Here is a 25776-nt window from a genome sequence, read left to right as displayed (position 1 = left end):
ACGTTATGCAGGAATTAATATCGCAAATTGCCGCCTTAGGTATCGAAATAACCCCCACCCGCTCGCTGATGATTATCTTCGGCATTATCTTATTCACCGCCGTGGTCGTGCATCTGATATTGCACAAAGTGGTCCTGCGCGCGTTCGAAAAACGGGCGTTGGCCAGCAGCCACCTGTGGCTGCAAATCATCACGCAGAATAAACTCTTTCACCGACTGGCTTTTACCCTGCAGGGGATCATCGTCAACGTGCAGGCGGTGCTGTGGCTGCAAAAAGGCAGCGAGGCGGCGGAAATATTAACCACCGTGGCTCAGCTATGGGTGATGATATATGCCATGCTGTCCTTCTTCTCGCTGCTGGATGTCATTTTAAAGCTGGCGCAGAAATTTCCCGCCGCCTCACAGCTGCCGCTGAAGGGTATATTCCAGGGGATTAAGCTGGTGACGGCGATTATTATCGGCATCCTGATTATTTCGCTGCTGATAGGTCAGTCGCCGGCGATCCTGATTAGCGGGCTCGGCGCGATGGCCGCGGTGCTGATGCTGGTGTTTAAAGATCCGATCCTCGGCCTGGTGGCCGGTATTCAGCTCTCTGCCAACGATATGCTCAAGCTTGGCGACTGGCTGGAGATGCCGAAGTACGGCGCCGACGGCGCGGTGATCGATATCGGCCTCACCACGGTCAAGGTGCGCAACTGGGACAACACCATCACCACCATTCCGACCTGGTCGCTGGTCTCCGACTCGTTTAAAAACTGGAGCGGCATGTCAGCCTCCGGCGGCCGCCGCATCAAACGCAGCCTTAACATCGACACCACCAGCATTCATTTTCTTGATGAACAGGAGCAGCAGCGCCTGATCCGGGCGAAATTACTCAAACCCTATATGGATTCGCGCCACGAGGAGATTAGCGCCTGGAACCAGCAGTACGCCGGGGAGCAATCGGTTCTTAACGAGCGGCGGATGACCAATGTCGGCACCTTCCGCGCCTATCTGCAGGAGTATTTACGCCATCATCCACGCATCCGCCAGGATATGACTCTGATGGTGCGCCAGCTGGCGCCGGATGCCAACGGGTTGCCCATCGAGATCTACTGCTTCACCAACACCGTGGTGTGGGCGGAATATGAGGGGATCCAGGCGGATATTTTCGACCATGTCTTCGCCGTGGTGGAAGAGTTTGGCTTACGCATTCATCAAACGCCCACCGGCAACGACATTCGCGCGCTGGCGGGCGCCTTCTCCCGCTGATCCTCAGGCGCTGGCGCGGTCTATCACGCGCCAGTCCATCATCACCCGCTCGACGGCAGCGTCGGGATCGTCGATGCGTTTCATCAGCAAGGCCACCGCCGTGCGGCCGATCGCCCGGGAGGGCTGTTCGACGGTGGTCAGCTGCGGGGAGACCACTTCCGCCAGCTCGGTGCCGTCGAAGCCGATCACCGCGATATCCTCCGGCACCCGCAGTCCGGCCTGGTCAATCGCCCGCAACGCCCCGGCGGCGAGAGAGTCCGAAACGGCAAACACCGCGTCGGGCTGCTCGTCTTGCGACAGCAGCTGCTCCATCGCCCGTTTACCGGCCGCCGCGCTAAGATCCTGCGCGTAGGTCACCTGCTGATACGCCAGACCGTGCACGTGCAGCACGCTTTTATAGCCGCGCTCGCGCAGGCGAGCATAGCGATAGCTCAGGTCGTGATTAATGAGCGCAATGCGGCGGCGGCCGCTATCGGCCAGCCTGGACACCGCCCCCTGAGCCGCCTCGACGTCGTTAATCCCGACGCAGGAGATGCTGCCGGTGTCGGCATACTCCGCGCACTGCACCCAGGGCGCATCGCCAATCATGGTGGTCAGCTCCGGCAGGCTGGAGAGCGCGTTCATGGTAATAATGCCGTCGACCATTTTGCCGGAGAGCAGCTGCAGGCCCGAGGTCGAGCGGGCCAGATCCGACCCGGAGTTACACAGCAGAATGCGGTAGCCGTTCTTCTCCGCCTCTTCTTCTATCCCCTTCACCACCTCGGCGCAAAAGGGATTAGCGATATTGGAGACCATCACCAGGATCATATTGCTGCGGGCGGTTCGCAGCTGACGCGCCAGCAGGTTCGGCTGATAGTTGCTCTCTTTGATCGCCTGCAGCACGCGCTCACGGTTTTTGGCTTTTACCGTATCGCTGTTGTTCAACACCCGCGACACCGTGGCCACCGAGACGCCGGCCAGACGAGCAATTTTCTGAATAGACATAAACCCTGCACTTCCTGCGATAGAGGTGGATCCTGCAGGCTATCATAAATGACCTCTGGTCAGCCTGCCAGCCTGGCGCGAAAGCGCGGGAACGCGCGAGAAAACTATTAAAAATCAGGGCTTCTCTCCCACGCCGTTAACGCGCATCCTTTTGCCGTTCCACCCGGTTCGCGCTCTGGCGACAGCCCCCTGGCGCCCTATTTCTTCGTTTATGATTAAGGATGATATCTCCATGAGGCTCTCCACCGCGGTTCTCGCCCTCAGCTGTGCCCTGGCAACAATCACCGGCTGCACCTCGTCAAAATCGTCACCGGAACGCCACGCTTACGCGTTTGTCGCCCACCGCTCCGATTTTGTCGGCGGTAATTTCACCGTCAACCGCCAGGAAAATTACCGTTTAAACCTGCCGACCTTCACGGCAATGTACGCCCGCGGCCAGCAGGATAAAGCCGCTGGCATGAGCGAAAGCGACGCCCGCCGCACCGCCGAGGCCATCAAACAACAGGCGGCGCAGGGCACCCGCACCGAGCACGCCTTTACCGGCAACGCCAGCGACAAATGGGATAATGCGATGGAAAATAAAGATTCCGTCCTGTTCGGCAACGAGCTCTCCGGTGCCTATCTCGACGGCTATCTTGGGGTGAAATAATCCTGCGCCCCGCCTGCGCTCAGCGTTCGACGCTGACCCAGCGCTGTTCCTGATGGCTTTTGACGATCGCCTCGATGATGTACATCACATCGGCGCCGTCGTCGAACGCGGCGAAGCGCCGGGCCCCGGCCTCCGGCATCCTTCCGGCACGTACCGCCTGATAAAATTGCCCCATCATATTCTTGAAGGCATCGGGCCAGCCCTCAATATGGCCGCCGGGATAATGAGCGCTGGCGGCGGCCTCCGGCCGCAGCAGGCTCGGGTCGTCGCTGAGCAGGCTATCCGGCTGCTCGCGGTGGCCGATCCACAGCCGCTGGGGCACCTCCTGATCCCAGGCCAGAGAACAGAGGCTGCCGTTAATCTCCACCGCCAGACGGTTTTTCCGCCCGGCGCTCACCTGGGAGACCATAAAGCTGCCCTTGCTGCCATCGTCAAAACGCAACAGCACCGAGCCAAAGTCCTCAGTATCGACAGGCCGGGTTTCATATGCCTGCGCCTCGTGAACGCCGCTGAAGGTCGCTTTGCCATTGACTGGCGCTTTACGCGTCGGCCAGACGATAGACAGATCCGCCATCACCTCGACAATCCGCCGACCGGACATAAACTGCACGGTATCGCACCAGTGGGAGCCGATGTCGGCCACCGTCCGCGACGCGCCGCCCTGCGCCGAATCGACCCGCCAGTTGTAGTCGGTCTCCAGCAGCATCCAGTCCTGCAGATAGCTGCCGTGCGCCGCAAACACCCTTCCAACATCGCCATGGCGGATCATCGCCGCCGCCTGCTGGACCATGGCGAACTGGCGATAGACAAAGCTGACGCCATGCACCACGCCGGCCCGGGCGGCAAGCGCCACCAGCTCCCGCGCCTCCTCCGCCGTCATACACAGCGGCTTTTCGGAGAAGACGTGCAGCCCGGCGGCGAGGATCTGCCGGTTAATCTGGGCATGCAGATGGTTCGGGGTACAGTTATGCACCACCTGCAGCCCCGGATGGGCCAGCAGTGCCTCCACGCTGTCGTAGGCATGGGCAATGTTCAGCGCTCGCGCCTTGCGCTGCGCCGCCTCAAGGCGGCTGTCGCACAGCGCCACGACCTCGACATCTCCCAGACGCCGCAGCGCCTCCAGATGTGCCGGACCAATAAACCCTGCCCCGATAATCGCGACCTGAATCATATTATTCCCTCCCGCCGGCGGCAAAGTCATCGAAGGCCCGTCCGGCAACGGGAATGATATGGCGGCGGATAAACTCGCTGCCCTCGCGCGCGCCGGTCTCGGCGTCCTTCAGGCAGCACTCCCACTCCAGCACCGCCCAGCCGTCAAAATCATATTCGGTCAGCTTACTGAACACCCCTTTGAAGTCGATCTGCCCGTCGCCGGGAGAGCGGAAACGCCCGGCCCGCTGCTGCCAGGGCTGGTATCCGCCGTAGACGCCATTGCGCCCGTTGCGGCGAAATTCGGCGTCCTTGACGTGAAAGGCTTTAATACGCGAGTGATAGATATCGATATAGGTCAGATAGTCCATCTGCTGCAGATGCAGGTGGCTCGGGTCATAGAGCATATTGCAGCGCGGATGGTTATCCACCAGCGCGAGAAAACGCTCAAAGGTCACGCCATCGTGCAGATCTTCGCCGGGGTGGATCTCATAGCAGACATCGACGCCCTGTTCGTCGAAGTGGTCCAGCAGCGGGCGCCAGCGCCGGGCCAGCTCGGCAAAGGCCTCATCCAGAAGCGGCTGATTGTGCGGCGGCCACGGATAAAAAAAGGGCCATGCCAGCGCCCCGGAAAAGGTCGCATGCGCCTTCAGCCCCAGGCGGCTGGAGGCCACTGCCGCCTGGCGCACTTTCTCCACCGCCCAGCGCTGGCGCGCCTGCGGATCGCCATGCAGCGCCGCTGGGGCGAAGGCGTCAAACGCCGCGTCATACGCCGGATGCACCGCCACCAGTTGCCCTTCAAGATGAGTGGACAGCTCGCTGATGACCAGCCCATGCTCCGCCAGGGTGCCGCGGACCTCGTCGCAGTAGGTCTGGCTCGCCGCCGCTCGCTCGACATCAAAAATCGCCGGGTGGTTGCAGGGGATCTGCAATGCCCGGTATCCCAGGCCGGCGGCCCACTGCGCCACCCCCGCCAGGGTGTTAAACGGCGCCTGCGGGCCGATAAACTGCGCCAGAAAAATGCCCGGTCCCTTAATCGTTTTCATACCCCCCTCCTGTAAAATTAGTGCGGCTCTTTCTCGTTGTACTGGAAAGAGAAAAGGAAAATCAGGGCGATAACCGCGGCGGCCACCGCCGGGATCCACCAGAAGGTCACCCAGGCCTGCGGCACGCTCTGGCCAGCCACCAGATGGTTATACAGCGTGCCGGAGATCTGCGAGCCCAGCAGCATGCCGATCCCGTAGGTGAACATCACAATCATGCTCTGCGCCTGGCCTTTGACCTTCTCGCCCGCCACGCGGTCGGTGTAGATAAAGCCGACGACAAAGAAAAAGTCATAGCACACGCCGTGCAGCAAAATGCCCAGATAAAGCAGGAAACGCCCCTCTTCGCTGACCCCGAGGGCAAAAAAGGCGTAGCGGACAAACCACGCCACCATGCCGATGAGCAGCATGTATTTCACCCCGAGGCGGCGGAACAGCAACGGAATGATCAGCATAAAGACGATCTCTGACATCTGGCCAAACGACATCGCGGTGCTGACATCCTTGACGCCGGCATCCGCCAGATACGACGCGGTATAGGCGTAATAGGTGCCTAACGGCACGGAAATTAAGGTGGCGCAGAGAGAAAAAATCAGGAAGTGACGGGTTTTCAGCAGCGCGAAGGCGTCCGCACACAGCAGATCGCGAAACTGAACCGGCATGCCTTTGGCCGGCGCCGGGGTATGGGGCAGCGTCAGGCTGTAAATCGCCAGCGCGACCGAACAGAGTGCCGCCAGCGTGAAGATGCCGGTGGTATCAGAGATACCGGTCACCCCGATGCAGATCCCGGCGATAATCCAGCCGATGGTGCCGAACACGCGGACCACCGGGAAGGTTTTATCGACATTGGCCAGGCTGTGGAACGCAATATTGTTGGTCAGCGCCAGGGTCGGCATATAGCACAGCGTATAGCCGAACAGCAGGCCAATCAGCAGGGCGCCGTTCTGCGCCACCAGTGCCTGGGGGACAAACCACAGGATCGCCGCCCCGGCGAGGTGCATCACCGCCATCACCTTCTGCGAGGCGAAAAAGCGATCCACCAGCATTCCCAGCACAAAGGGGGACAGGATGGAGGCGATTGGCCCGGCGGAGAACGCATCGCCGATCAGCAATGACATCTCATAGCGGGTCATCACCAGTCCCAGGGTCACCGACCAGCTGCCCCAGATAAAGAACTGCATAAACATCATTAACGACAGCCGCGGCACCAGAAAACGGTGGCTCACGCGGGCACTTTCCTGACCTTCTGTTGTTGTGACCATGTTGCTCGCCCTTAAAAGTAATCGATTACAAAATCGCTCAACACAAAAAGTAATCGATTACAAAAAGAAGATCGCCAGGCAAATTCCCCACCTGCGAAGAGGATCACAATAAAAAGGCAGGCAGCCCCGCCGGACGGCGGGGCGTCTCGCTTACGCCGGGCGGCGCAGCAGTTTGAAGGCGATAAACAGGAACAGGATCCACACCGGCAGCAGGATCGCCGACAGGCGCATGCCGTCGATAGTGCACATCAGCACCAGAATCAACCCAAGGAAAGCAATGCAGAAGTAGTTGCTGGCGGGCGCCAGCAGCGCTTTGAACTTCGATTCACGCCCTTTGCGGCGCTGGGCGGCGCGGAACTTCAGGTGCGCCATACAGATCATGATCCAGTTCAGGAGCAGCGTCGCCACCACCAGGGCCATCAGCAGCCCCAGCGCTTCATGCGGCAGCAGGTAGTTCAGCACCACCACCAGCGAGGTAATGACGCCTGACAGCAGCAGCGAATTCACCGGCACGCCGCGCTTGCTGACACGGGCGAGGAACGTCGGCGCATTGCCCTGCACCGACAGGCCGAACAGCATCCGGCTGTTGGAGTACACGCCGCTGTTATAGACCGACAGCGAGGCCACCAGAATGACGAAGTTCAGCGCGGACGCCACCATGTTGCTGTCGAGATGATGGAAAATCATCACAAACGGGCTGCTGTCGGATTTGATCTCCACCCACGGGTAGAGCGCCAGCAGCACCACCAGCGAACCGATATAGAACAGCAGGATACGATAAACCACCTGGTTCACCGCTTTCGGGATGCTCTTTTCCGGGTTTTGCGCTTCGGCGGCGGTGATGCCGATAAGCTCCAGCCCGCCGAAGGAGAACATAATCACCGCCAGCGACAGAATAAGACCGTGCCAGCCGGTGGCGAGGAAGCCGCCGTGTTTCCACAGGTTGTCGAACCCGGCTTTGCTGCCGCCGTGGCCGCCAAACAACATCCACAGGCCAAAGGCAATCATGCCGATAATCGCCAGCACCTTAATCAGTGCGAACCAGAACTCCGCTTCGCCATACAGACGGACGTTGACCAGGTTGACGGCGTTAATAATGAGGAAGAAGGCCGCCGCCCAGATCCAGGTCGGGACGTCGGGCAGCCAGTACTGCATGTAGATCCCGGCGGCGGTCAGCTCTGCCATTCCCACCAGCACGAACATCACCCAGTAGTTCCAGCCGGACAGGAAACCGGCGAACGGGCCCCAGTATTTGTAGGCAAAGTGGGCAAAGGAGCCGGATACAGGCTCTTCCACCACCATTTCGCCCAGCTGGCGCATGATCAGAAAAGCGACAATCCCGGCCACGGCGTAGCCCAGTAAGACCGCCGGGCCGGCCATCTGGATAGCGGGACCAATGCCGAGAAACAGGCCGGTACCAATCGCGCCGCCAAGGGCGATAAGTTGAATATGTCGGTTCTGTAAACCGCGATGAAGCGTCGGGCCGCTCTCTTCTACGGCATCCGACGACGTTGACGCGTCTTTCACGTCGTTCCCCTGTGTGTTTTTGCGAAGGGGCACCTTTTATCACTTAGGGGGAATTGTCGCAAGTTGCATGGGGCTATGGCGCGGACAGGGGCGGCCAGATTAACCACCGCTCGCATGGACCCAGGCCAGGCAAGGCGTCACCGTCGCCCGGCCAGGGCTGCCTCCACCGACAAAACTTAATAGCGCACCATCACCGACTTCAGCTCCGTATAATCATCGATAAACGCGCTGCCGAATTCGCGCCCGATGCCCGAGCCCTTCATGCCGCCGAACGGTACCGCCGGGTCGAGGAAGGTATGCATATTGACCCACACGATGCCGGCGTCAATCGCCTCCGAGTAGCGCAGCGCCTGGCGAATATTATCGGACCAGACGCTGGCCGCCAGGCCATATGGCGACGCATTGATCCGCGCCAGCGCCTCTTCTTCACTGCGATAGCCGATGAAGCTGCACACCGGACCGAAGGTCTCTTCGCGCATCAGGGTGCTCTCTTCGCTGCGGACTTTGACCGCGGTCGGCTGCAGGAAATAGCCCTCGCCGGGCAGCGCTTCACCGCCGCAAACAATGGTATCCCCCTCGTCGCGCGCGATCTGGATCAGTTTGAGCACTTTCTCGTATTGCTGACGGTTGGCCAGCGGCCCCATCAGCGTCTGTTCATCCAGCGGCGAGCCGGGCGCGAAGGCGCTGAGTCTTTCTTTCAGCAGCGCCAGCACTGCATCCAGTTTGCCCTGCGGCAGATAAAAGCGCTCCGCGGCGGCGCAAATCTGCCCCTGATTCAGGTAGCCGGCTTCAATAATGCCGTTGACCATCGCCTCCGGCGTCAGGTCATCGAGGAACAGCGCGGCGTTTTTGCCCCCCAGCTCAAGGGTCACCCGTTTACCGGAAGCGCTGGCCGACTGCTGGACTTTTTCACCGGTGGCCACCGAGCCGGTGAAGCTCACCTTGGCGCAGGCCGGATGGGTAATCAGCCGCTGGGCAATCTCGCCGCCGGCGCCGTTGACCACGTTAATCACCCCATCCGGGATACCCACCGCTTTTGCCAGCTCCGCCACGCGCAGCAGCGTCAGCGGGGTATATTCGCTCGGTTTGAGGACGATGGTGCAGCCGCAGACCAGGGCCGCCGCCAGCTTCCAGATGGCAATCATGATGGAGAAGTTCCACGGCACGATGCCGACCACCACCCCCAGCGGCTGGCGGCGGGTGAAGGCGGTATATTTCTCACCGTTCATGGAGGGGAGCGACACATCCAGCGTTTCGCCGGTCACCTTCCCCGCCCAGCCGGCGAAGTAGCGCAAAAACGCCACCGATTGATCCAGCTCCAACATCCGCGCCAGCATGATGGTCTTGCCGGAGCAGAGACTTTCCAGCTGCGCCAGCGCTTCGCGATGCTCAGCCAGGGCATCCGCCAGCTTCAGCAGCAGCGTGCCGCGCGCCAGCGTCGGCATCTCGCGCCACTGACTGAACGCCTGGCGGGCACTCTCCATGGCGCGATCCGCCTGATCCACATCCGCTGCCGTCACCTCAGCAATTGCCTGACCGGTGGCCGGGTTAGTCACCGCGAACGGCGCGCCGTGGCCTGCCGCCCGCTCACCGGCGATAAACTGCCCGTGCGGCTGGCGTAAAAAGGCGGTCACTTCCGCCAGTAAGGTTATCTCGCTCATCGTCAGCACCCGTTTTTTCAGCAAAGTTGGCTTATCACAGCACGGTTGCTCTGCGCCGCCCATCGTTCTAAAGAACGTCATTCTTCCGGACGATATTCAACGCCCACATGGCGTGCTGTGATGAGGACCTTGAGCCAGGCAAGACCACAGGGTAACGCGATGAACATTAAAATCGATGCGCTGAACTACTACGGCGCGACGAAGAAATACCACCTCCATTTTCCGGCGCTACGGGAAGATATTGAAGCCGATGTGGTGATTATCGGCGGCGGCTTCTCCGGCATTAATACCGCACTGGAGCTGGCGGAACAGGGCATCACCAACGTGGTGGTACTGGAAGCACGCCATCTCGGCTACGGCGGCACCGGGCGCAACGGCGGCCAGGTGATGGCCGGTATCGGTCACGATATCGAAGCGGTAAAAAAGCACGTTGGCAAAGAGGGGCTGGAGACGCTGTTTAAAATTTCCAATCTCGGCGCGGGCATCATTCGCGAACGCATCCGCAAATACCAGATCGACGCCGATTTCGTCCCCGGCTACGGCTATCTTGCCTATAACCAGCGGCAGCTCAAAACGCTGCGCCAGTGGGAGAAAGAGTTTAAGGCCGCCACCCCGGATGAAGATATCGAGCTGTATACCGGCAAAGAGGTGCAGCAGGTGGTTGGCTCCGAGGTTTACTGCGGCGCGCTGAAACATATGGGCGGCGGACAGATCCACTCGTTGAATATGCTGCTCGGTTCGGCGCAGGCTGCCCATTCGCTGGGGGTGAAGATTTTTGAATCCTCGCCAGTGGTGGAGGTGAATTACGGCAAACAGGTGCGGGTACGCACCGCGATGGGCAGCGTCAAAGCCGCCAAACTACTGTGGGCCTGCGACAGCTTCCTCAACAATATGGAGCCGGAGATCTACAACAAGACGCTGGTGACCTACTCCTATCAGGTGTCAACGGAGCCCCTTTCCGATGAACTGATCGAGCGCATCAGCCCACTGCGCGGCGCCTTCAGCGATATTCGCCCGGTGATTAACTACTACCGTGTCACCCGGGAAAATCGCCTGCTGTTCGGCAGCGCGACTCGCTTCGTGGAATATACACCGAACGATTTCGCCGCCTGGAATCGCACGCTGCTGGCGGAGGTCTTCCCCTATCTGAAGGATGTGAAGATCGATTTCGCCTGGGGCGGGCCGATGGCCTGTAGCGCCAACCTGTTCCCGCAGATCGGCACCCTACGCGATCACAACAACGTCTTTTACGTCCAGGGGTACTCCGGCTTCGGCGTCACCCCGTCACACATCGTGTGCAAAATCCTCGCCGAAGGGATCAACGGCGGTTCCGACCGCTATCGCCTGCTGAGCAGCATCCCCCACGCGACCATCCACGGCCGTGACAGCCTGCGCTTGCTATTAGTCACTGCCGGAAAAATGATGCATCAAACCGCCGGTTTCTGGAAAGGCCGGAGTTAACCAGGAGAACGCTATGCACGCTTTTAAACTTAAACACCCGGTACCTGACCTGCAGCCGATCGGCAGCGTCAGCCTGCTCGGCGCGACGCCGACCGCGGGAGACCCGCAGGTGGCCGGGACGATGATCTACGGCGAGCCGCAGGACGCCTTTACCTGCGGACTGTTTTCGTCCACTGAGGGGAGCTTTACCATGACCTATCCGTTTACCGAGCACGCTACCGTGCTGGAAGGCGAAGTGGAGCTGACCGTCGCCGGCGGCGAGCCGCAGCGCTTTACGCCGGGCGACAGCTGGTTTGTCAAACAGGGTACCGAAGTGGAGTGGAAAATCCTGACGCCGCGCTTTGTGAAGCACTACCTGGCGAACGTCGAGACGCGCTAACAAACTGATAATGCCCGGCGGCGCTGCGCTTGCACGGGCCTGGAGGACGAATGCCGTCGGTAGGCCGGGTAAGGCGCTAGCCGCCACCCGGCAGAAATACGCGCAACGTGGCAAGACAGATGGCCCCGCTTTCCGGGGCCATCTTATTTACTCGCCGCCACATTCATGGACTGCGTCACAGAATCATGCGCCGCCCTCCATCTTCCGGACGATATTCATTGAGCAGGATGCCCGCCTAAATTATGACTATCCGGGAGTGGCGCTGGCTATTCCCTGCCCTCCCCCACTATTGTGCAGAGGTTGACTATGTTTAGTAACAGACTCGCCAGCCATCTTGAGCGCGGCGTCGTCGGCTTCCCGACCACTCTCGCCAGCTCCGTCGGGCTGATTATGGCCAGCCCGGTGATCCTGACGGTCACCAGCGGCTTCGGCATGGGTGGCGATACCTTCGCGCTGGCGGTGCTGCTGGCCTTTATTATGATGCAGGCGCAGGTCACCACCTTTGCCGAGGCGGCGACGCTCATTCCTACCACCGGTTCGGTGTACGACTATATCTCCTGCGGCATGGGCCGCTTCTTCGCCATCACCGGCGCGCTGTGCGCCTATCTGATCGTGCATATTTTCGCCGGGACGGCGGAGACGATCCTGGCGGGCATTATGGCGCTGGTGAACTTCGAATCGATCAACGCCCAGATGGCCGCCCACCAGAACACCTGGATGGTGGGTGTCGGCATGGTGGTGATTTTCGGCTTGCTCAACGCCATCGGCGTGGAAATCTTCGGCAAAGTCGAAGTGGTGCTGACCTTCGGCATGTGGACCACGCTGACCATTTTCGGCCTGTGCGGCATTTTTATGGCGCCGGTGACTCATCTTTCCGGCTGGTTCGGCACGCCGCTGAACATCAGCGATATCAACGGTCTGTTCGGCTATATCGGCATGGCGATGTTTATGTTCGTCGGTTGCGAACTGGTGACGCCGATGGCGCCGGAGATCAAACAGGCCCACCGCACTATTCCGCGGGCGATGGCGCTGGGCCTGCTGGGGGTCGCCAGCTGCATGTTTATCTACGGCGCGGCGATCAACCGCCAGGTGGAGAACACCGTGCTCGACGCGGCCAACAACGTCCATCTGCTGGATACGCCGATGGCGATCCCGGCCTTCGCCGAGCGAGTGATGGGCCACGCCGGCCAGTACTGGCTGGGGGTCGGGCTGCTGCTGGCCGGCTGCGCCACCATCAATACGCTGATGGCCGCCGTGCCGCGCATTATCTACGGCATGGCGCTGGACGGCGCGCTGCCCCGCTTCCTGACCTGGCTGCATCCGCGCTTTAAAACGCCGGTGATCGCCATTGCCATCGGGGTGGCGATCCCCTGCCTGCACGCCTGGTATCTGAACGGCGATCTGGACCGCATCGTGCCGCTGATCCTCGCCGCGGTCTGCGCCTGGGGCGTCGCCTATCTGCTGGTTACCCTGTCGGTGGTGATGCTGCGTATCCGCCGCCCGGACCTGCCGCGCGCCTACCGCTCGCCGTGGTTCCCGCTGCCGCAGATTATCTCCAGCGTCGGGATCATCATCGCTATCGTCAATATCACGCCGCCGGGGATGGACAGCCGCCAGGTGCTGGTGCCGTTCGGCATTATGCTCGGCCTGACCGCCGCCTACGCCCTGTTCTGGACGGTGTGTGTGCAGCGCGTCAATCCGTTCAAGCCGCTGGTAGTGGAAGAGGTGGTTGAGCGCGCCATCAGCAACTACGAAAAACAGACCCGCGGGGAGATGACGCCAGATGTCCTCCGTCCCCTGGTTTGAGACGCCGTTAATGAACGCGGTGCAGCGCGATCTGGCGGGCTGGCCGTGCGAAAAGCTGAGCGAACGCAGCGCATTGCTGCGGTTGAACGACGCCACCGCCATTACCTTCAGCGTGCGTCAGAAGCGGCTGTTTATGGCCAGCATTCACAGCTGCGAGTTTGTCGTCGAGGGGCCGGTGACCCGGCCCGTGCGCGGTAACATTCGCGCCCATCAATCCGGCTGGTGGAAACGCCAGCCGATCCGCTTTATCGGCGGCAAAGACAGCGAGGAACTCGCCGGCTATCTCAACGGTTTTCCTAATCTCCAGCAGACCTTAAGCGAGCTGGATTACCGCCGCTTTTCGCTGACCTTTGATAGTAGCGGCTGGCGCTGCAGCATTGAACCCTGGGCCGCCAGCGAGGTGGTCTGCAAGATGCCGCCGCTGCGCCGTTATCTGAAGCTGGAAGCGCAGCAGCGGATGCTGCTGCTCAGCGTGCTGGCGATGGTTAATCAGGCGATAAGCCAGTGGATGCATGAGTGAACCGAATGCCCGCGCGATCACGCGCCGATCAGGCTCTCAAGGGGGATGCCGAACTGCGTATGAGGATAGGCTTAACATTCATCATTTACGTCCTCTCAATCGTCTCAGCGTTTATCACGTCATATTCCTTATGCGTCTCGATAAACTTAACGAACATCCATCCCCCGCAGATAAGCAACGCTACGATTAACCGGTCATCATTTCCCTTAATGTTGAATACCACCCGCTTATTTAAGGTTTTCACTGAGATTATCTTCATGTGCAGAGACCAGTCCCATTTCGGGACTAAGTAAAGAAAAAGTCCCGTACCGGGACTTTAGGGATCAACGTATCAGGAAAACGCCGTGCTGCCACGGCGCGCGCGGGATGCGAAAGTCAGATCACAGATGCAGCGTACGCTGAGCGGCCGGCATCCAGGTTCGGGAAACCAGTTCGGTACGATTGACGACTTCGGTCTTGGCGAAAATGTTGCGCAGGTGCGTTTTTACCGTCGAGAGTGAGATATCCAGCTGGCGGGCAATCAGCTTATTGCTGGCGCCTTCGCGCACCATGCCGACGATTTCCCGCTCTTTCGCCGTCAGGATGACGGGCAGGTCATCTTCTTCCTGCAGACAGTCGCGAATGGCCAGCTCCACCAGCGGCAGCACCGCCTGAGCCCGCTGGCGCTCTTCGCTGGAGAAAGGCACGTCACGCATCAGCGAGATACCGGCGATGATCCGCCGCTCGCGACGAATAAAGATCTCGGTCATGTCGCGCACGTTATTCGGCAACATAAATTCATGATAGTAATGGCGGTTGCGGTCGCAGAGCCGCGGCGTCATCGCCGCCACGGTAGTGTTCTGGTGGCTAAAGTGCGACGGCAGAAGCGGATCCAGCGGCTGGAAGTTTTCCAGATATTGTTGATGCGTATTATCAGAAATATTATGCAATATATAGTTTTCGGGTTTTAAACGATTATTTACTCGATAAAAAACCGCGGAAGTCAGTGGAATTAACTGGGATATAGTCTGTAAACAACGGGCTATTATCGCATCATTACGGCTGGCTTTTAACAAAGCAGACATGATAGGGCCTCCCCGTCGAGATGATGGTACGTAACACATGAATAACTACCGATAAATGAAGCATACATTTCACATTTAAGCAACACAATCATTAACATATTAACAATGTGATAGCCGTTACAAAATTTTAATCAATGCATTGTTATATAAAGCATTTAAAAAATGCGAATGCCATGCTTTACCGTGGACGCGTTAAAACATAAACAAAAAATATTAACACCCTAACTACATTCCATTGGCGATAAAAAAAAGCTATCCCATACACCTCTCTCATCCTTAAGAACGATGGATTTCTGTTTTTTTTCACTTATACCCTTAACAGGATGCCCATTAACTTTCGCCGCGGCGTAATCCTGTGATTACGCCTGACCTGCTGTTGCCAAAATAATGTGAACAGCCCCCTTTGAGCGGGCGCCATTAACCGCCCGGCTATCGTTCTTTCGGGCGATAGCCGGGACCTGGCGCGCTTTTTAAGGTAATCGGAAATCCCATTACAGGAGAGTGCAGATGGCGAGAGTCGTGGTAATTACCGGCGGTGGAACCGGAATTGGCGCCGCCTGCGCGCGGCTGATGTGCGCCGCGGGCGACCGGGTGTTTATTACCGGGCGGCGCGAAGCGCCATTGCAGGCTGTCGCCGATGAGACCGGCGCCACGGCGTTGGTGGGCGATGCAGCCGACGGCGAGGTCTGGGGTCAGCGGTTGCTGCCGGCGATCCTCGACCAGGCTGGCGGGATCGACGTGCTGATCTGCAGCGCCGGCGGGATGGGCAACAGCCCCGCCGCCGAGACCAGCGACAGCCAGTGGCGCAAGGCGCTGGACGGCAATCTCACCAGCGCGTTCGCCAGCGTTCGCGCCTGTCTGCCTTCGCTGATTGCCTGCCGCGGCAATGTGCTGTTTGTCGCCTCCATCGCCTCGCTGGCTGCCGGGCCGCAGGCCTGCGGCTACGTCACCGCTAAACACGCCTTAATCGGTCTGATGCGCTCCGTGGCTCGCGATTACGGCCCACAAGGGGTACGCGCCAACGCCATCTGTCCCGGCTGGGTTACGACGCCGATGGCGGATGAAGAGATGCTCCCGCTGATACAGGCGGAAGGGCTATCGTTGACTGAGGCTTATCAGCGGGTCTGTCGCGACGTTCCGCTGCGCCGCCCCGCCAGCCCCGAGGAGATAGCCGAGGCCTGTCAGTTTCTCTGTTCGCCGCAGGCCGCCATCATCAGCGGCGCCACGCTGGTCGCCGATGGCGGCGCCAGTATCGTCGATGTTCCCACTCTGGCGTTTGCTTAACGCCCTACTCTCCTCAGGAGCCCACATGACTTCAGAAGCTGTATTTATCCAGGTCGGCGCGCTGGCCGATGGTTTTGCCCCGTACGGCAACCTGCTGGCTACCGCCAGCCTGCCCGCAGGCGAAACCTTTACCTTTTATGTCGCTGGCAGTAAGCCGCAGCAGTTGGTTATCGAAGATGACCAGACGCTCAGCTGGAACGGCAAGCGCGCCCCCTGGCGAGCAACCGCCCTGCGCCCCGATATTCTGTTTATCGACTTCCTTGACCCGGAGCACGATAACGCCAGCATCAGCGCGGTATGCAACCTGACGCAGCGCAATGCCACCCTGGTCTACGGCCAGTTGCCGGACGAAGCCGCCGCGCGGCTGGACGCCTTCAGCCGGGTGGAGCAAGGCCTGCCGCTAACCGCGGTAGAGGCACGGTTTGTTTTTGCCCGCCTGGATGAGCAGCCGGGGCCGCTGCCAGGCTTTACCACTGCGTTGGTCGGGATGCGTAATCAGTACACCTACAGTTCGACCGAGCGTTATGAGCATATTTATCTCAACGATAATTTTTACGCCTGGCAATGTCTGGATGGCGTGGAAAAGGGGCTGGCGGATGTCGATCGTTGCCACTATGTGCAGGTGGCGGAGGATCTCTATCTGTTCGTCTGGCGGGAGAAAATCATTCCCACGCTGGGGGTGATCCTGATCGATCTGCAGCAGATGCGCACCGACGGCAAGATCATGGGCTATCAGGGCAGCGATTTTGGCGCCTTGAGTAATTTCCCGGTCGGCGCGAGCGCGAAGATCCTCAACGTCACCCGCCATCAGGAATAAAGGGGCGTCGCCGGGCACGCTTTCAGGCACCACACCCGTCATTTCGCCGGGTGGCGGCTGGCGCCTTACCCGGCCTACGGTCCGAGCAGCCAGTCATTAATTTACCCACTTGTGCGACTGAAACTGCCGGTGTTGCGGCCTCAAAATCGCTGAAACGTTCCCGGAAGGCCGGGGCAGCCCGCATGGATGCGGGCTGAGGGCCGTGTTTTGCACGGACGCTGCCTCGGCCCGACCCGAAGCCTGCAGGGAAAAGTCGAAGGTACCACGCAGTGGCGATTTTGCTGGCCGGAGCCCGGGGGTACAGGGGGCGGCGGCGACTGGCCGCCCCCTGTGCGCTCCCTGCGCCATGAGTGACATAACGCAGAAGAAATATCGGGAGCGCAATCAGCTCGGAAATAGCACAGGAGTGGTAGCCCTGCTAAGCGCAGCGCGAGCAGGGACATTTCGATTGCGCCGTCATTTCGCCGGGTGGCGGCTGCGCCTTACCCGGCCTACGGGTCCCTCTCACAGACTGACACATCGTAGGCCCGGTAAGCGCAGCGCCACCGGGCGATGGCATCAGCTACGGAGCCGCTTTATTGCCGGGTGGCGGCTGGCGCCTTACCCGGCCTACGGTCCGCGTCATGTATAGCCCTTCCCCCCTCTCCCCGCCGGCGAGAGGGGTTGACTCAGGCGCTGGCGCTGTCCAGTCGCGCCACTTGCTCCGCGCTCAGGCTCAGCGCCGCCGCGCGGGCAAAACTCTCCACCTGAGCCACGCTGGTGGCGCTGGCGATCGGCGCGGTCACGCCTTCGCGGCCGATCAGCCACGCCAGCGCCACCTCTGCCGGTTTCACGCCCTGCTCGTCCGCGACCGCCACCAGGGTATCGATAATCCGCATCCCGCGTGGATTCAGGTACTTACCAATCCCGCTTCCGCGCTGGCTCTGCGCCAGATCCGACGGCTGGCGGTACTTACCGGTTAAGAACCCGGAGGCCAGGCTGTAGTAGGTCACCACCCCGATATCGCGGCTGACGCAGAGATCGCACAGCGCGCCTTCAAACGCGGAGCGGTGGTAGAGGTTATATTCCGGCTGCAGCACCTGCCAGGCAGGCAAGCCGCCTTTACGCGCTACCTCCAGCGCCCCCGCCAGCTGCATCGCATCCAGGTTAGAGGCCCCCATCGCGCGGATTTTCCCGGCCTGCTGCAGGCTGTGGAAAGCCTCCAGCGTTTCCGCCACCGGGGTTTGCGGATCCGGCCAGTGGGAGAAATAGAGGTCGATATAGTCGGTATTAAGGCGGCGCAGGGAGTCGTCTACCGCCTGTTGGATCCAGGCTTTGCTGAGCCCTTTATGGCCGGGGAGGCCTAAATCGGAGCCGACTTTGGTGAAGATTTTGACCTTATCGCGCATGCCGGGGCGCGCCTGCAGCCAGCGGCCGATGATGGTTTCGGATTCGCCGCCCTGGTTACCGTCCGCCCAGCGGGAATAAACATCCGCCGTATCGATAGCGTCAAAACCGTGGTCAACAAAAGCATCAAGAAGAGCAAAACTGGTTTTTTCATCGATGGTCCAGCCAAAGACGTTGCCGCCAAAGACTAATGGGGCGATGGAAAATCCGGTTTTGCCCAAGGGACGTGTCATCATGCCGAGTACTCCTTAGCTTATATTCTGCTTCCCTCAGGTAACCGCAGGGGTCAGGAGAGGAGGTGATTGGATAATCAGAAAAGGAATCTTACGGCGGGCGCTCCACGCCCGCAGGTACACTCAGACATTATGTCCCGGAATAAACATCAAAGCTAAAATATTTGCCGGCTAATTTTTTATAGGTGCCGTCGGCAAGAATCTTCGCAATCGCGCCGTTAATTTCCTGACGCAGTGTCTCGTCGTCTTTACGCAAGCCGATCGCCGCCCCGGCGCCAAACAGCGTATCGTCCTGCAGATGGCCGCCGACAAAGGCGAATTCCTTACCCTGCGGCTGCTGCAGGAAGCTGTAGTCGGCCATCATCCCGGAGAGCACCGCGCCGTCGATGCGCCCGGACTCCAGGTCACGCACCACGCTATCGGCCCCCTGGTAGGCCACAATGTTAATCCCCTGTGGCCGCCAGTGCTGGTTAACATAAGTTTCCTGCGCCGATCCCTGCTCCACGCCGATGGTTTTGCCCTTCAGCTGTTCCGGCGTATTGCCCTGCAGGGTATTTTTACGCGCCACGAGGAACACCGGCCCGTTATATAGCTTGTCGCTAAAGGCAATCTGCTCTTTGCGCTTCTCGGTCATGTACATCCCGGAAAGGATCGCGTCGAATTTGCGCGCTTTCAGCGCCGGGATTATGCCGTCGAAATTGCTTTCCACCCACACGCATTTCGCCTGCAACTGCTGGCAAATGGCGTTGCCTAAATCGATATCAAACCCCGCCAGCTTGCCCTGCGGATCTTTCCATTCAAACGGCGCGAAGGTCGGGTCGACGCCGAAGCGGATTTCTTTTCCTCCTTCGGCCAGCGCCGACGTCGACGCCATTAATGCCAGCCATAGCAACAGTGATTTTTTCATTCGCGTTCTTCTCCAGAGATTAGCGACAGTGCTTTTCCACCAGGCGGGCGAACAGCGTCGCGCCGGTGGTGATAATGTCATCGTTAAAGTCGTAGCCGGGGTTGTGCACCATGCAACCGCCCTTTTCCCCACTCTCACCGTTGCCGAGCAGGAAGTAGCTGCCCGGGCGTTCGCGCAGCATAAAGGCGAAATCCTCGCTGGCGTTCATCGGCGAGACCGACTCCAGGACCCCCTCGCGGCCAAACACCTCCAGCGCCAGCGCCCGGGCGAAATCGGTCTCTTCGGGACTGTTGGTTAATACCGGGTAGGAGTCGTAAACCTCCACGGCGCTGCTGGCGCCATAGCTTTTGGCGGTAAATTCAGCGAGCTCGTGAATACGCTTGATCAGCAGGTCGCGAATGTCCGGCTTCATCGCCCGCACGCTCAGCTCCATCACCACGCTCTCCGGAATGACGTTGGAGGCGATACCGGCCTGGAAAGTACCGACGCTGACCACTGCCGTTTCCCCCGGCGGCACATTGCGCGCCACGATGCTCTGCAGGGCCATCACCAGCGCCGCGCCGGCGACGATCGGGTCGACGGTACGCTCCGGATGGGCGCCGTGACCGCCGTAGCCGGTAATCGTAATTTTGACGGTGTCCGCCGAGGCCATAAAGTTGCCGGCATAGAAGCCCAGCTTGCCCACCGGCAGCCCTGGCATGTTGTGCAGACCAAAGATGCGTTCGCAGGGGAACTGCTCGAACAGGCCGTCTTTAATCATTAAATCGGCGCCGCCGATAGCCTCTTCCGCCGGCTGGAAAATCAGATGCACCGTGCCGTTAAACTGGCAGGCCGGCGAGGCGATATATTTCGCCGCCGCCAGCAGAATGGTGGTGTGGCCGTCATGGCCGCAGGCGTGCATTTTTCCGGGTACCGTACTGGCCCAGGGCAAATCAGTAGTTTCATGGATCGGCAGCGCGTCCATATCGGCGCGCAGGCCAATAGTACGCGGCGAGTCGCCTTTGCTCAGGCTACCGACGACGCCGGTTTTACCGAGGCCGCGGGTGACCTGATAGCCCCACTCCGCCAGCCTGCTGGCGACCAGTTCGCTGGTATTAAACTCTTCAAGACTTAATTCCGGATTGGCATGTAAATAATGACGGATAGAAATCATTTCCGCTTCCGTCGCTTTAATTTCTGGAATTACATAATCACTCATGCCGTTCTCCGGGAAATAAATTAAGAACTTAACACGTTATCGTGGTGGAAACTTTATGCAAGCAGCATTTCTAATAGCTGGAATGAACTCATCTTATTTAATAATCCGCACATTACAGAGTAATAAATAATCAAAATGGTGAAATTTAAAAATAAACGTTTATTTTATGGAGGATTTACCGTTATTTAACCTATCATTCCCGACCATATTCAGATTTAAATAAAATAAACGTATATGAAATTACAGACGCTTTTCCTCGCCGCTATCGTCACGCTGGCGGGCTGCAGCGCGCAGGGCGATACCGCCAGTCAGCAGCGGGCCAGCATCCAGAAGATGCGCAGCGAAACCCTCAACAAGCTTTACGCCCTGCAGCCTGAGGCCCGCAGTGATATTCAGCATGCGAAGGGGTATGCGGTGTTTGCTAATAACAGCAGCAAGATCCTGCTATTCGGGTTTGGCAGCGGCTACGGCGTGGTGCGGAATAAGGCCACCGGGAAGGACACCTATATGAAAATGGCCCAGGGCGGCGCCGGCCTGGGGATGGGGATTAAGCAGCAGCGCACAGTGCTGGTTTTCCATGATAAAGCGGCCCTGGAGACCTTTATCCGCCAGGGATACATGGTTGGCGCCGATGCGAACGCCGCTGCAAAATATGATGACAAAGGCATCGCGCCGATCGCCGCCTCCACCAGCGGCGTAGCGTCAGATACCGCCTCGCTGCCCTCGAAGGTCAACGTCTACGACCTGACCGAAAAAGGGCTGGCCGCGCAGGCAATGATCAATGGTTATAAATACTGGCCGGATGATGCGCTGAACCCGTAGATTTCCGCGAGTGCGCCATCGCCGGATCAGGCTTTGCCTGACCCGGCGTCGCGGAGAGATGCGTTTAGTGGCCGAGGGCGCCGCTCACCAGAATCGAGGTGATAATCCCGGTCGCCGCGGCGATCAGCACATAGTTACCGTCGATATAGGACCAGTGATGGCCTTCCGGCGGGCGCGGCAGGCCGCGGTCGCTCCAGTCGCGGACGCGATATTCATCGCCACGGAACGACGCCGGAGCCGGGTGGCCTTTACGGAAATCGTTACCGCGCCAGGCGAAATGATCCTGCTCATGACGCCCCTGATCGCGATTGTCATGACCGTCGCGATCCGGACCACGCTGGTCATGGTCGCCCTGGTGATGCGCGTCAGGTCCGCCCTGCGGCGCATGCCCATCATGGTCCTGGCCGTTCTGCCAGACCGTTGGCTGCCCCGGGCGATGGCCGTCGTTCGGGCCATCGGCAAAGGCCGGGACGCTCAGCACACAAGATAAAATTACTGCCAGAGAAATCATCTTTTTCATGGTACACCTCCTGATTGAGGTCTTTTGTACCGGGAAAATGTGAAGAAAGAGTGAGTATCTGGTTAACCAGGATGATTCCTGGCATCGGCGGCGTCGGCTATCGGGAAGAGGTGGTGCTGATGGCGGGACAATAAAAAAGGCCGCTCTCGCGACCTTTATTCAGACGGGTAAAAGGACTTATTCAGTCACTTTATTTTTTAACTCTTCGGCGCCGGTTTTGGTTTTATCCCAGCCCTTTTCTGCACCGGATTTGGTGGCGTTCCAGCCTTTTTCACTGGCCTCTTTGGTCTTATCCCACCCCTTCTCGGTGCCTTCTTTGGTCTTGTTCCAGGTTTTCTGCGCGCCTTCGCTCACCTGGCTGCCGACGCTGTCCTGCTTGCCTTCGGCGGCGTGTTTCGCCTTCAACTGCTGCTCTTCGCCCTCATGCTGGGCCTGGTGCAGCTTCTCTTTGGCGGTGTTGGCGTTGGCATTCGCCGCCGCGACGGTATCATCTGTTGCATGTGTTGTCGCAGCAAAAACCGGAGCTGCAACCAGAATAGCCGATAACGCAATCATTGCTTTTTTCATAATATCCTCTCTCACGTGTCGTGTTATGAGTCGCATTCAGGATGGCACAACGAACCGGGGATGACATTAGGAATTAGCCTGAAAAACGTTTTCGACCTCCAGCCATGGCAGAAAATGCTGCCGCCGCGCGCGCCCTGTCGGCGTTGGCATAATTTCCAACATGTTTGTTACATTTTATGAAATTTGCCCTTGATATACTTGCCGTTGATGTTCATTCGAGAATACTTCTCAGAATCATTATATTTATAAATTGGCAAATGGAACTCCTTTTATGGCAAGAAAATCAGTAAGATCGCTGTTGCTTACTGCGCTGATCGCGACTCCCCTCTTCAGCTATGCGACCCAATATCCCCTGACGGTCACCGACCTTGACGGCCGGCAGGTCACCCTGTCCAAAGAGCCGCAGCGTATTATTTTGCAGGATGGCCGCGACATTATGACCCTCGCCCTGCTGGACCGGGACAATCCGTTTAAACGGCTGGTGGCATGGAATAATCTGGCGAAAAAGCAGGACGTTGCCACCTGGCAGATGCTGAAAACGACGTGGCCGCAGTCGGCCACGATCCTTGACATGGGCTTCAGCGACAAAGGGAATGTCGATCTTGAAAGCGTCATCGCCCGTCAGCCGGATCTGATGATCGCCCAGCTACGCGCCAGGCCAGCGCTGATGGAGAGCGGCGTCATCGACAAGCTCAGCGCCCTGCACGTTCCGGTGCTGTTTGTCGACTATGAGATCGACCCGGCGAAAGATACCGCCCCCAGCATCGACCTGCTGGGCAAAGTCCTTAACCGCGAGAGTCAGGCCAAAGCCTTTACCGATTACTATCGTCAGCAGCTGCAGACGATTCGCCAGAAAACCGCGGCCATCACGCCGAAGGCCAATGTCTTCGTGGAAGCGCTGGCCGGCAACAGCGACGCCTGCTGCTTTACCCACGGCCACAGCGGCTGGGGCGGGTTGGTGGAGGCGGTCGGGGCGAACAATATCGGTTCGCAGCTGCTGCCGGGCGCCTCCGGGTTCGTCTCGCTGGAGAAAATCATCAGCATGAAGCCCGACGCCTGGATCATGACCGGCTCGAAGCGCGGCAACAGCCAGGTGCTGCCCCTGGGTTATGAGGTTAAGCCGGAGGCAGTGAAGGCCCAGGCGCAGATCCTGCTGGCGCGACCTGGGGTCAGCCAGATCCCGGCGGTACAGGAAAAGCGGGCCTATGGCGTCTATCACCACTTCTATAACCACCCGTGGAATATTGTCGGCATGGAATACCTGGCGAAAGATATCTACCCGCAGGCCTTCGGCGATCTCAACCCGGATGAGACTTACCATTATATCGTGCGCCATTTCACCGACCTGCCGGACCAGCCGTTCGTCTTCTCCTGGCAGCAGAGCGAGTAATCCGGCATGCGTTTAACCTCCGACTCCGTGCTCGACGGGCTGCCCGCCGGGACCTCTGGCGTGATAGATGATTATCGCCGTATCGTGCGTCGCCGCCTGCTGCTGATGCTCCTGCTGGCGCTGTTGATTGTCGCGTCGCTGCTGCTCGATTTTATGCTCGGCCCCTCCGGTCTGCCGCTGCAGAGCCTGTGGCAGACGTTAACCGATCCGGCCAGCGCCGATCCGGGCACGCGCGCCATCGTCTGGGATATCCGTCTGCCCTATGCGGTGATGGCGATTATCGTCGGTCTGGCGCTGGGACTGGCCGGCGCCGAAATGCAGACCATCCTCAATAACCCGCTGGCCAGCCCGTTTACCCTGGGCGTCTCCTCGGCTGCGGCGTTTGGCGCCGCGCTGGCGATTGTGCTGGGTATTGGCCTGCCCGGTATTCCCGGCCAGTGGTTTATCTCGGCCAACGCCTTTATCTTCGCCCTGCTGGCGGCCCTGCTGCTGGACGGCATCACCCGTTGGACCCAGGTGGCCACCTCCGGCGTCATCCTGTTCGGCATCGCGCTGGTCTTTACCTTTAACGCCCTGGTCTCGATGCTGCAGTTCATCGCCAACGAAGACACGCTGCAGGGGCTGGTGTTTTGGACCATGGGCAGCATCGACCGCGCCTCCTGGAGCAAAGTCGCCATCCTGCTGGTCGCCCTGGCGCTGGTGATGCCCCTGTCGCTGCGCAGCGCGTGGAAGCTGACCGCCCTGCGGCTGGGCGAGGACCGGGCCATCAGCTTTGGCATTAACGTTCGCCGTCTGCGCCTGACCACGCTGCTGCGGATCAGCATTCTGTCGGCGCTTTCGGTGGCTTTTGTCGGGCCAATCGGCTTTATCGGCCTGGTGGCGCCGCATATTGCGCGGATGCTCTTCGGCGAAGACCATCGCTTTTATCTGCCCGCCAGCGCACTGATCGGCGCCCTGGTGCTCTCCCTGGCCTCCATCGCCTCGAAGAACCTGATCCCGGGGGCCATTATTCCGGTGGGGATCGTCACTTCCCTGGTCGGGGTCCCGTTCTTTTTGAGCATTATTTTACGTCATCGGGGGCAGGTATGAGCGACCAGACGTTATCCGGGCTGTCGCTGTCTCACTTCAGCGCCGGCTACCCCAGACGCAAGGTGATCGAGAACCTGACGGTTCCCCATCTGCCGCGCGGGAAAATCACCGCGCTGCTGGGGCCAAACGGCAGCGGTAAATCAACGTTAATGCGGGCGATGGCAGGGCTAGGACCCTGCCGCGGCGAACTGCGGCTGGAGGGGGAAAATCTGCTGACGCAGCCGTTCTCACGTCGCGCAGAGCAGGTGGTCTATCTTCCGCAGACGCTGCCCGCCGGCGTGCATCTGCATGTGCTGGAGTCGATTATCGTTGCCCAGCGCGCCGCCGGAGGACGCCACAGTCCGCAGCACCAGGAGGAGGTGATGGCGCTGCTGCGACAGCTGGGGATTGCCCACCTGGCGATGAGCTACCTCGATCAGCTTTCCGGCGGGCAAAAGCAGCTGGTGGGTCTCGCTCAGTCGCTGATCCGCCAGCCGCGCCTGCTGCTGCTCGACGAACCGCTCAGCGCCCTTGACCTCAACTACCAGTTTCACGTGATGGATCTGGTGCGCCGGGAGACCCGGCGGCGCAACATCGTAACCCTGGTGGTGGTGCACGATATCAATATTGCCCTGCGTCACGCCGACCACGTGCTGATGCTCAAGGCGGGCCAGTTGCTCGGCGACGGCACCCCGGCCGCGGTCATCACCCCCGAGACCCTGGCGGCGGTCTATGGGGTCCGCGGGCGTATTGAACCCTGTTCGCAGGGGGTGCGGCAGGTGATTATTGACGGCCTGGTGGACAGCGAGGCCTGACTGCGGCGCGGGAC

The 25776-nt window shown here is 59.6% G+C and carries 25 protein-coding genes; 12 read left to right on the top strand and 13 right to left on the bottom strand.

Annotated features, from left to right (window positions below):
- The first annotated feature begins 5 nt into the window (after window positions 1-5).
- On the top strand, window positions 6-1250 hold the full coding sequence (locus CWM58_RS24215) for a mechanosensitive ion channel family protein (RefSeq protein ID WP_004202471.1): 1245 nt from the start codon (window positions 6-8) through the stop codon (window positions 1248-1250).
- A gap of 3 nt (window positions 1251-1253) precedes the next feature.
- Here CWM58_RS24215 and CWM58_RS24210 read toward each other — a convergent pair whose 3' ends face one another.
- Window positions 1254-2234 carry a LacI family DNA-binding transcriptional regulator gene (locus CWM58_RS24210; RefSeq protein ID WP_100681985.1) on the bottom strand — a complete coding sequence of 327 codons (981 nt, stop codon included), beginning with the start codon at window positions 2232-2234 and terminating at the stop codon, window positions 1254-1256.
- Between the two features lie 232 nt (window positions 2235-2466).
- On the opposite strand from CWM58_RS24210, the gene CWM58_RS24205 reads away from it, so the two are divergent.
- On the top strand, window positions 2467-2883 hold the full coding sequence (locus CWM58_RS24205) for an Exc2 family lipoprotein (protein WP_100681984.1): 417 nt from the start codon (window positions 2467-2469) through the stop codon (window positions 2881-2883).
- Between the two features lie 19 nt (window positions 2884-2902).
- On the opposite strand, the gene CWM58_RS24200 is transcribed toward CWM58_RS24205, so the two are convergent.
- The 5 genes from CWM58_RS24200 to CWM58_RS24180 form a co-directional block, all read right to left on the bottom strand.
- Window positions 2903-4054: a Gfo/Idh/MocA family protein gene (locus tag CWM58_RS24200; protein WP_100681983.1), complete on the bottom strand. Its 1152-nt coding sequence runs from the start codon at window positions 4052-4054 to the stop codon at window positions 2903-2905.
- A 1-nt stretch (window position 4055) separates the two neighbouring features.
- Window positions 4056-5078, bottom strand: a complete 1023-nt coding sequence (locus CWM58_RS24195) for a sugar phosphate isomerase/epimerase family protein (protein WP_100681982.1) — start codon at window positions 5076-5078, stop codon at window positions 4056-4058.
- 17 nt (window positions 5079-5095) lie between these two features.
- Window positions 5096-6301, bottom strand: coding sequence for an MFS transporter (locus CWM58_RS24190; protein ID WP_162678332.1), 1206 nt, complete (start codon window positions 6299-6301; stop codon window positions 5096-5098).
- Between the two features lie 186 nt (window positions 6302-6487).
- Complete coding sequence (gene pheP / locus CWM58_RS24185) at window positions 6488-7864, bottom strand: phenylalanine transporter (RefSeq protein WP_016160431.1); 1377 nt, start codon at window positions 7862-7864, stop codon at window positions 6488-6490.
- Between the two features lie 176 nt (window positions 7865-8040).
- A complete protein-coding gene (locus tag CWM58_RS24180) occupies window positions 8041-9525 on the bottom strand; it encodes an aldehyde dehydrogenase family protein (RefSeq protein WP_100681999.1) in 1485 nt (494 codons plus the stop codon).
- A 159-nt stretch (window positions 9526-9684) separates the two neighbouring features.
- Here CWM58_RS24180 and CWM58_RS24175 point away from each other — a divergent pair, with 159 nt between their 5' ends.
- The 4 genes from CWM58_RS24175 to CWM58_RS24160 all read left to right on the top strand — a co-directional run bounded on the left by CWM58_RS24175 (window position 9685) and on the right by CWM58_RS24160 (window position 13691).
- The gene (locus CWM58_RS24175) at window positions 9685-10986 is read left to right on the top strand and encodes an NAD(P)/FAD-dependent oxidoreductase (protein WP_100681980.1); all 1302 of its coding nucleotides are present in this window, start codon (window positions 9685-9687) and stop codon (window positions 10984-10986) included.
- 13 nt (window positions 10987-10999) lie between these two features.
- A complete protein-coding gene (locus tag CWM58_RS24170) occupies window positions 11000-11365 on the top strand; it encodes a cupin domain-containing protein (protein WP_100681979.1) in 366 nt (121 codons plus the stop codon).
- Between the two features lie 306 nt (window positions 11366-11671).
- The gene (locus CWM58_RS24165; RefSeq protein WP_100681978.1) at window positions 11672-13171 is read left to right on the top strand and encodes an APC family permease; all 1500 of its coding nucleotides are present in this window, start codon (window positions 11672-11674) and stop codon (window positions 13169-13171) included.
- Entirely contained in the window at window positions 13149-13691 is a 543-nt protein-coding gene (locus tag CWM58_RS24160; RefSeq protein ID WP_100681977.1) for a DUF3156 family protein, read from the top strand. Before CWM58_RS24165 ends, CWM58_RS24160 begins: the two co-directional genes overlap by 23 nt.
- An 85-nt stretch (window positions 13692-13776) precedes the next feature.
- Here CWM58_RS24160 and CWM58_RS24155 read toward each other — a convergent pair whose 3' ends face one another.
- Both CWM58_RS24155 and CWM58_RS24150 read right to left on the bottom strand, forming a co-directional pair.
- Complete coding sequence (locus tag CWM58_RS24155) at window positions 13777-13950, bottom strand: type II toxin-antitoxin system HigB family toxin (protein ID WP_100681976.1); 174 nt, start codon at window positions 13948-13950, stop codon at window positions 13777-13779.
- Window positions 13951-14071: 121 nt separating this feature from the next.
- On the bottom strand, window positions 14072-14755 hold the full coding sequence (locus CWM58_RS24150) for a response regulator transcription factor (RefSeq protein ID WP_074386648.1): 684 nt from the start codon (window positions 14753-14755) through the stop codon (window positions 14072-14074).
- 507 nt (window positions 14756-15262) lie between these two features.
- Here CWM58_RS24150 and CWM58_RS24145 point away from each other — a divergent pair.
- Window positions 15263-16039 (top strand): SDR family NAD(P)-dependent oxidoreductase, encoded by a 777-nt coding sequence (locus CWM58_RS24145; protein WP_100681975.1) that lies wholly within the window; start codon window positions 15263-15265, stop codon window positions 16037-16039.
- Between the two features lie 25 nt (window positions 16040-16064).
- Window positions 16065-16856, top strand: a complete 792-nt coding sequence (locus tag CWM58_RS24140) for a MoaF C-terminal domain-containing protein (protein WP_100681974.1) — start codon at window positions 16065-16067, stop codon at window positions 16854-16856.
- A 668-nt stretch (window positions 16857-17524) separates the two neighbouring features.
- Here the strand turns inward: CWM58_RS24140 and CWM58_RS24125 are convergent.
- From CWM58_RS24125 to CWM58_RS24115, 3 genes are all read right to left on the bottom strand, one after another.
- Complete coding sequence (locus tag CWM58_RS24125) at window positions 17525-18478, bottom strand: aldo/keto reductase (RefSeq protein WP_074386651.1); 954 nt, start codon at window positions 18476-18478, stop codon at window positions 17525-17527.
- Window positions 18479-18605: 127 nt separating this feature from the next.
- Window positions 18606-19382: an ABC transporter substrate-binding protein gene (locus CWM58_RS24120; RefSeq protein WP_100681972.1), complete on the bottom strand. Its 777-nt coding sequence runs from the start codon at window positions 19380-19382 to the stop codon at window positions 18606-18608.
- Between the two features lie 19 nt (window positions 19383-19401).
- Window positions 19402-20580, bottom strand: coding sequence for a M20 aminoacylase family protein (locus CWM58_RS24115; protein WP_100681971.1), 1179 nt, complete (start codon window positions 20578-20580; stop codon window positions 19402-19404).
- Window positions 20581-20814: 234 nt separating this feature from the next.
- On the opposite strand from CWM58_RS24115, the gene CWM58_RS29485 reads away from it, so the two are divergent.
- A complete protein-coding gene (locus CWM58_RS29485) occupies window positions 20815-21402 on the top strand; it encodes a YSC84-related protein (RefSeq protein ID WP_061155447.1) in 588 nt (195 codons plus the stop codon).
- A 64-nt stretch (window positions 21403-21466) separates the two neighbouring features.
- On the opposite strand, the gene CWM58_RS24105 is transcribed toward CWM58_RS29485, so the two are convergent.
- Window positions 21467-21922, bottom strand: coding sequence for an RcnB family protein (locus tag CWM58_RS24105; RefSeq protein ID WP_061155450.1), 456 nt, complete (start codon window positions 21920-21922; stop codon window positions 21467-21469).
- A gap of 177 nt (window positions 21923-22099) precedes the next feature.
- Window positions 22100-22489, bottom strand: coding sequence for a hypothetical protein (locus CWM58_RS24100; RefSeq protein ID WP_061155451.1), 390 nt, complete (start codon window positions 22487-22489; stop codon window positions 22100-22102).
- 271 nt (window positions 22490-22760) lie between these two features.
- Here CWM58_RS24100 and CWM58_RS24090 point away from each other — a divergent pair, with 271 nt between their 5' ends.
- Genes CWM58_RS24090 through CWM58_RS24080 form a run of 3 tightly spaced genes read left to right on the top strand, consistent with a single transcriptional unit; the run spans window position 22761 to window position 25762 of the window.
- Window positions 22761-23879 (top strand): ABC transporter substrate-binding protein, encoded by a 1119-nt coding sequence (locus CWM58_RS24090; protein WP_061155452.1) that lies wholly within the window; start codon window positions 22761-22763, stop codon window positions 23877-23879.
- 60 nt (window positions 23880-23939) lie between these two features.
- Entirely contained in the window at window positions 23940-24968 is a 1029-nt protein-coding gene (locus tag CWM58_RS24085; RefSeq protein WP_074075518.1) for a FecCD family ABC transporter permease, read from the top strand.
- Complete coding sequence (locus CWM58_RS24080; RefSeq protein WP_074386657.1) at window positions 24965-25762, top strand: ABC transporter ATP-binding protein; 798 nt, start codon at window positions 24965-24967, stop codon at window positions 25760-25762. Before CWM58_RS24085 ends, CWM58_RS24080 begins: the two co-directional genes overlap by 4 nt.
- Window positions 25763-25776 lie beyond the last annotated feature (14 nt).

The organism is Klebsiella sp. H-Nf2 (genome assembly GCF_002806645.1).
GTDB lineage: Bacteria > Pseudomonadota > Gammaproteobacteria > Enterobacterales > Enterobacteriaceae > Klebsiella > Klebsiella variicola.
The sequence above is the reverse complement of the archived record's forward strand: the minus strand, read 5'-3'. Positions and strand labels throughout refer to the sequence as shown.

Excerpts from the sequence above, each read along its gene's own strand:
- CWM58_RS24215 (WP_004202471.1), top strand. The coding sequence starts at position 6 with ATGCAGGAATTAATATCGCAAATTGCCGCCTTAGGTATCGAAATAACC.
- CWM58_RS24210 (WP_100681985.1), bottom strand. The coding sequence starts at position 2,234 with ATGTCTATTCAGAAAATTGCTCGTCTGGCCGGCGTCTCGGTGGCCACG.
- CWM58_RS24205 (WP_100681984.1), top strand. The coding sequence starts at position 2,467 with ATGAGGCTCTCCACCGCGGTTCTCGCCCTCAGCTGTGCCCTGGCAACA.
- CWM58_RS24200 (WP_100681983.1), bottom strand. The coding sequence starts at position 4,054 with ATGATTCAGGTCGCGATTATCGGGGCAGGGTTTATTGGTCCGGCACAT.
- CWM58_RS24195 (WP_100681982.1), bottom strand. The coding sequence starts at position 5,078 with ATGAAAACGATTAAGGGACCGGGCATTTTTCTGGCGCAGTTTATCGGC.
- CWM58_RS24180 (WP_100681999.1), bottom strand. The coding sequence starts at position 9,525 with ATGAGCGAGATAACCTTACTGGCGGAAGTGACCGCCTTTTTACGCCAG.
- CWM58_RS24175 (WP_100681980.1), top strand. The coding sequence starts at position 9,685 with ATGAACATTAAAATCGATGCGCTGAACTACTACGGCGCGACGAAGAAA.
- CWM58_RS24170 (WP_100681979.1), top strand. The coding sequence starts at position 11,000 with ATGCACGCTTTTAAACTTAAACACCCGGTACCTGACCTGCAGCCGATC.
- CWM58_RS24165 (WP_100681978.1), top strand. The coding sequence starts at position 11,672 with ATGTTTAGTAACAGACTCGCCAGCCATCTTGAGCGCGGCGTCGTCGGC.
- CWM58_RS24160 (WP_100681977.1), top strand. The coding sequence starts at position 13,149 with ATGTCCTCCGTCCCCTGGTTTGAGACGCCGTTAATGAACGCGGTGCAG.
- CWM58_RS24155 (WP_100681976.1), bottom strand. The coding sequence starts at position 13,950 with ATGAAGATAATCTCAGTGAAAACCTTAAATAAGCGGGTGGTATTCAAC.
- CWM58_RS24150 (WP_074386648.1), bottom strand. The coding sequence starts at position 14,755 with ATGTCTGCTTTGTTAAAAGCCAGCCGTAATGATGCGATAATAGCCCGT.
- CWM58_RS24145 (WP_100681975.1), top strand. The coding sequence starts at position 15,263 with ATGGCGAGAGTCGTGGTAATTACCGGCGGTGGAACCGGAATTGGCGCC.
- CWM58_RS24140 (WP_100681974.1), top strand. The coding sequence starts at position 16,065 with ATGACTTCAGAAGCTGTATTTATCCAGGTCGGCGCGCTGGCCGATGGT.
- CWM58_RS24125 (WP_074386651.1), bottom strand. The coding sequence starts at position 18,478 with ATGATGACACGTCCCTTGGGCAAAACCGGATTTTCCATCGCCCCATTA.
- CWM58_RS24120 (WP_100681972.1), bottom strand. The coding sequence starts at position 19,382 with ATGAAAAAATCACTGTTGCTATGGCTGGCATTAATGGCGTCGACGTCG.
- CWM58_RS24115 (WP_100681971.1), bottom strand. The coding sequence starts at position 20,580 with ATGAGTGATTATGTAATTCCAGAAATTAAAGCGACGGAAGCGGAAATG.
- CWM58_RS29485 (WP_061155447.1), top strand. The coding sequence starts at position 20,815 with ATGAAATTACAGACGCTTTTCCTCGCCGCTATCGTCACGCTGGCGGGC.
- CWM58_RS24105 (WP_061155450.1), bottom strand. The coding sequence starts at position 21,922 with ATGAAAAAGATGATTTCTCTGGCAGTAATTTTATCTTGTGTGCTGAGC.
- CWM58_RS24100 (WP_061155451.1), bottom strand. The coding sequence starts at position 22,489 with ATGAAAAAAGCAATGATTGCGTTATCGGCTATTCTGGTTGCAGCTCCG.
- CWM58_RS24090 (WP_061155452.1), top strand. The coding sequence starts at position 22,761 with ATGGCAAGAAAATCAGTAAGATCGCTGTTGCTTACTGCGCTGATCGCG.
- CWM58_RS24080 (WP_074386657.1), top strand. The coding sequence starts at position 24,965 with ATGAGCGACCAGACGTTATCCGGGCTGTCGCTGTCTCACTTCAGCGCC.